This is a genomic window from uncultured Microbulbifer sp. (assembly GCF_947489355.1).
GTDB lineage: Bacteria > Pseudomonadota > Gammaproteobacteria > Pseudomonadales > Cellvibrionaceae > Microbulbifer.
In genome coordinates this window covers 1-4834 of the sequence record NZ_CANLDD010000108.1, presented here as the reverse complement: position 1 = coordinate 4834, position 4834 = coordinate 1, and the positions used below count along the sequence as shown (strand labels likewise).

8 protein-coding genes are annotated in these 4834 nt (G+C 48.0%); 3 read left to right on the top strand and 5 right to left on the bottom strand.

Annotated elements, in window-relative coordinates; translation table 11 throughout:
• The 3 genes from Q1A48_RS20605 to Q1A48_RS20595 form a co-directional block, all read left to right on the top strand.
• The coding region (locus Q1A48_RS20605) for a hypothetical protein (RefSeq protein WP_299948637.1) at positions 1-315 on the top strand (315 nt) is incomplete at its 5' end.
• Between the two features lie 125 nt (positions 316-440).
• Positions 441-956, top strand: a complete 516-nt coding sequence (gene lepB / locus Q1A48_RS20600; RefSeq protein ID WP_299948635.1) for a signal peptidase I — start codon at positions 441-443, stop codon at positions 954-956.
• Positions 957-1069: 113 nt separating this feature from the next.
• Positions 1070-1618: an HNH endonuclease family protein gene (locus Q1A48_RS20595; protein WP_299948633.1), complete on the top strand. Its 549-nt coding sequence runs from the start codon at positions 1070-1072 to the stop codon at positions 1616-1618.
• A gap of 5 nt (positions 1619-1623) precedes the next feature.
• On the opposite strand, the gene Q1A48_RS20590 is transcribed toward Q1A48_RS20595, so the two are convergent.
• The 5 genes from Q1A48_RS20590 to Q1A48_RS20570 all read right to left on the bottom strand — a co-directional run.
• The gene (locus tag Q1A48_RS20590; RefSeq protein WP_299948631.1) at positions 1624-2286 is read right to left on the bottom strand and encodes a DNA-processing protein DprA; all 663 of its coding nucleotides are present in this window, start codon (positions 2284-2286) and stop codon (positions 1624-1626) included.
• Position 2287: 1 nt separating this feature from the next.
• The gene (locus Q1A48_RS20585; RefSeq protein WP_299948629.1) at positions 2288-2800 is read right to left on the bottom strand and encodes a hypothetical protein; all 513 of its coding nucleotides are present in this window, start codon (positions 2798-2800) and stop codon (positions 2288-2290) included.
• 505 nt (positions 2801-3305) lie between these two features.
• Positions 3306-3929 carry a tyrosine-type recombinase/integrase gene (locus Q1A48_RS20580; protein WP_299948627.1) on the bottom strand — a complete coding sequence of 208 codons (624 nt, stop codon included), beginning with the start codon at positions 3927-3929 and terminating at the stop codon, positions 3306-3308.
• Between the two features lie 410 nt (positions 3930-4339).
• On the bottom strand, positions 4340-4558 hold the full coding sequence (locus tag Q1A48_RS20575) for a DUF4224 domain-containing protein (RefSeq protein WP_299948625.1): 219 nt from the start codon (positions 4556-4558) through the stop codon (positions 4340-4342).
• Positions 4559-4609: 51 nt separating this feature from the next.
• A partial coding sequence (locus Q1A48_RS20570) for a hypothetical protein (protein ID WP_299948624.1) occupies positions 4610-4834 on the bottom strand: 225 nt, incomplete at its 5' end.

The following is a 4834-nucleotide window of genomic DNA, read 5'->3' as shown; positions in this document are numbered from 1 at the left end:
CACTTTTACGAACTGACCAGCGGCATCTATGTTGGTGATATTGTGCGCATCGCACAGGTACGCAACCCCATTGATCTAGACCAGGACGGCAGCCCCGACCAGTTTGCCTACAAGATGATCGGTGCCTTCGTCACCACGGACAACCAGCTGCGCAACAATGCCGCCGGCACGCCCTGGCAAACCCCGGGCAAGGTGGAAACCCTGCAGGCCTCCGCTGTTGCTGAGGGCACGGAGAACGAAGAGGTCAATAAAGGGGCCTGGCGTATGGAGTGCATCCAGCGCACGGTGAACCTGCGGGTGGTGATTGGGGAGTGAAAGAACAATATATAAACTTGTATAGCTCTATATCAGCGGGATTTAGCTTTTGTTGAATCTTGCAAATAAAAAAAAGTAAAATATAGAAGTTGCTATTGAATTAACTTCTTAGTGAGAAAAGCATAATGAAAACTCTGAAAATATTAGGCGCATTTTGGCTGATACTATTGGTTATATATTTTTGGAATCCATCAAACACAAACACATATGACCTTAGGGCAAGGGTGCTAGGATTTATGTTTTATCATATACCATCCGCGTCAATGCACCCGACAGTAAAAAAAGATGGCTATATTTTTGTAAGTACGTTTTCTTATATTTTTTCAGAGCCTAAAAGTGGCGAAATGATCGTTTATCGACCGCCGCATACAGATCGTTCATTGCTTGGAAGAGTGATGGGGGCATCAGGAGACAAAATCTCAGTTAGTCAATCTTTAGTTACACTTAATGGAGTAGAGCTGGAAGAAAATTATATAAATGATGAGGTGCTAGTCTGCCAGTTCAGTGAATTCCCAGAGACTATAGTGCCAGAGGGTTATCTATTTATTCTTGGCGATAACCGATGTAATAGCCTGGATTCAAGATCTTTTGGCTTTGTTCCTGATAGCAGTATAGTTGGTAAAGTGATAGGGCGTATCTGAGTGCGGTACGGTAGTCATCACTTAGCAATATCAGGCAATTCGCGAAGTTGTCTGTATTTGTTCCCACTCCCCACTTCATGTACGATCCCTCAAAATAATAGAGAGGGTTCGTCATGCGCCTGATTCTGCCTATCATCCTATCCACTGTTTTGTCCGGTTGCCTGGAAGTTGAGGCCAACAGCAACAAAGATTACGACCGCCACGAGTGGCTCCCCCGCTGGTCTGACTCTGATGGTGACTGCCAGAGCACCCGTCATGAGCTGCTGATCCAGTTCTCCCTGGCCCCGGTGACCTTCACTAACGCCAAGAGCTGCACAGTTAATGCTGGCCTGTGGCTAGATCCCTACACCGGCCACTTCTTCACCCTGGCGTCTGACCTGGATGTTGAACATATCGTCCCGCTTTCATGGGCGCATGGGCACGGTGGCGCCGATTGGACTGTAGAGTTGAAGCGGCAGTTTGCAGAAGACCCAGAGAACCTATGGCTTGTTGATGATGGACGGAATCAGAGTAAAGGAGACAAGGGGCCTGATGAATGGATGCCACCTTATAAGCCAGTGCAGTCAGTTTATGTTCAGCGCTTTATGGCAGTAGTAGAGAAGTATGGGCTGAAATTCTCTGCGGAAGAGTCAGCACAGATACTGATCCTTCTGAAAGAGTAGAGTCATCACAGTTCTAAGCGATCGTAGTCTGCCTTGGTTCTTAGAGCTGTTGCTTTCCCTTCATTAATGAGCTTCATTGGGCCTTGACAGTTTAGGCCTAGAGAGTTCTCCGGGTTGTGAGGGGCAACAGCAAATAGACGGTGCCGGGCCTGGAGGCAAAAATCCACATGCTTCATAGTTCCACTTGACGCTGCAGACTCCACGATGACAGAGGACTGAGACAGTCCTACCTGTATCCTGTTTCTGGCAACAAAGAAGTGTCTCTGGGGTGATACACCTTCTGGGTGTTCTGATACCCAGAGGCCACCAGCCTCAAGTATCCTTATCGCCAGCTTATAGTTAGCTCGCGGGTTTGCCGTATGCAAGCCATGGGCTAGTACAGCGATAGTGTCTCCTCCAGCCGCCAAGGCACCCTCATGGGCTGCTGCATCAATCCCTAATGCAAGTCCACTTACAACTACATTACCTTTGGAAACTATGTAACCGGCGATTCTCCGTGCAATCTCCAGCCCATTTTGGGAAGCATCGCGAGACCCGACTACAGCTACGCCTGGTCTACATAGCAGATCGACATTTCCGCGAGCATACAGGATGGCTGGTGGGTTGGGAGCACCTTCCAGAGCGATGGGGTACGTTGGATTGCCACGTTGAATTTCAACTATTTCCATTTCAAACCGTCTTGCAGAGAGCCAGGGTTAAAACTACATCTGCACCAGCTTGCTGGAGTAGTCCTGCAGCCACTTGTAGTGAATTTCCGGTGGTAGTCACATCGTCTAATAATACCACTTTTTGAGCAGTTACTATAGAGTCAACAGCCTTAAGAGATTTTTGATGAACGCTCATTGTGCGATTTCCTCCTTTATGGAGAGGAGTAATGCACGATATTCTCTTGAGTAAGTTTACATCGTTGTTGATTTCGGGAATGCTCCCTTTTAGAAGTCTGATCATTGGGCCAAACCCCCTGTGAGCCTTACCGACGGTTGAGGATGGCACCGTTGCGACACTGAAGCCCGTGCCTGAAGGTATTGTTGCTTTCAACTTGGCCTCCACATGGCTAGTGAAGAACTGTATAGCTTGAGGGTCACCATTTTTGAACTTAAGTAATTGTACGCTCGCTCCAATATGCTTTGGGTTTTTGCCACCATGATATGGGTGATAGTCAAAAAGATAGTCTATTGGCACAACAAACTCCTTGTAATGTTTTCTACCCTAGTAAGAATTGGTCGAAAATATACAACGGTTCTTTAAACCTTAAAAACTGGATTAACTTTGATTAGATGGCCCTAAAAGAAGGCACTTCTTGATTATTGATTTTTACTCAGCGAGGAGCAGTAGGATGTATTCTGATGTGATAGAGGTTTTCTCTTGATTGATCATCAAAAGGGGCGTGTACGAAAAATTGCGAATGTATCTAAATCCAGTACGAAAAATACTGTATGTATAACCAAGGATTAGTACATAAATTATTTTAAATGCTTGTTTTATAAGGAAATAGTTCCTGCTTGTGGCTCCTGAGGTCGCGGGTTCAATCCCCGTCGGCCACCCCAAATAAGCCTGTAAAATCAGGCACTTAAAGACCCTCCCCTTTGGAGGGTTTTTTGTTTTTGGCACCAGTGTGGTAATTCAGTGTGGTAATTTCGTACACAATCGCTTTTTTCTGACAACTAAATTGGATATCTATCCAGTATCAATCCCGCTTCTTCGAACTTGGATTGTTTAGTGAAACCACCCGGTCAGGAGTACGATTGTAACGTTCCGCCATGCTGCGAGTTTTGTGGCCACTGAACTTCTGTACATCCCCGTCGAAGTCACTAACAGCCTTGATCTTCAGGTCATGAAAGCGGAACCGTGCTTTGATGGCGCCGGCTGCCAGGGCGGCACGCTGCTCCCTAAGCCACACTGAGTTGAACCCGGTTCGAGTGTAGGCGCGCCCGGAGCGACTGCGGATCAGATGAGTGGTCTGCATTTGTGCAACAGTGTTGGTGCTCAGTGCGCGATCTACCACCTCCCGCAAGGCAGGGCTCCACAGTTTCACCTGGGCCTTACCTGTCTTTGCTTGGATAACCAGAAGGCCATCCTCCTGAATATCAGCCTGGGTCAGAGCAAGCACATCTTGCTGGCGGGCGGCGCATAGGTAACTAATCTCCATGGCGCACTGGTGCATGATGTGGCCCTGTTCGCCTAGCCATTGCCAGAATGCCTGGTATTCCCAGTCCTCAACATAGCGTCCACCAGGCCCCTCCTTTAGTGTTTTGATTACCGCTGTAGGGTCTTCAATATTGACAAATCCTCGCGCCTTACCCCATTTCATAATAATGCCAAGGAACGTTCGCTCACGATTGGTTGCAGCAGGGTGCTCGGCACCTCGGGCGTCCACAAACATCTGAACAAGTGGCGATGTGATCGTATCGGGCTGCATTTCCCCGAAAACTTTGCGGATACGCTGGCTGTAACGTAGGTAGTCTTTCTGTGTTTGAGGTTTGATGAGCCTCGTGTACTGGGGCGATGCAAAATATAGATCTATCAGGTCCGCTAATGTGAACGTTTTTTGATCTAGCCCCGCTTGATAACGTTCGTAAGCACTCCAAACCTCCGACCTACTTGCATCGTGTTTTGCCAAGTGCTTTGTTGGGCGCCCACGATGATTTACACGATAGCCGTCTTTGTAGCGTTCTACATGGGGAGGCATCCAGTTATTTTCGGGTCTACGGCGCCTCCCCATTAGATTACAGCCTCTAGATTGAATCCAAGAGGAGGGGGAGCTTGATTAGGCTGTAAGGCCAATTTCGATTGATTTACCATTTCCCAGGTCACGGCAGGCTTACCATCTTTCCGGCGCACATAGGGAATCTGGTTTTCTTTCAGTACCTGCTTCTGTGCATCGGGAGATTTAGTGCCAGTCAACCTGTGCAATTGGGCATCGGTTAATATTTCGCTCATCGTTCTATCCTGTAAACGATTGCGCGATCAGAGCCGCGCCTATTGATTATCCTATTGGCGACCAGCTAAACAAAACCTCTGGCCGTTCCGGGTGATTTCTCCAGCCTGTTCCAAGGCATCGAAAACGGGTTTTGCGGCTGGGTATCCACCGCGAATGTACTTAATAATGTTGCGCAACACGGGCCGGGTGCCGAACTTACCGGCGCAAATTTGGTTGGCCAGTTCAATCTGTTCCTGGCTGAGGTCGGCGTTTACAAACCGTTTAGGCTCCGTTGA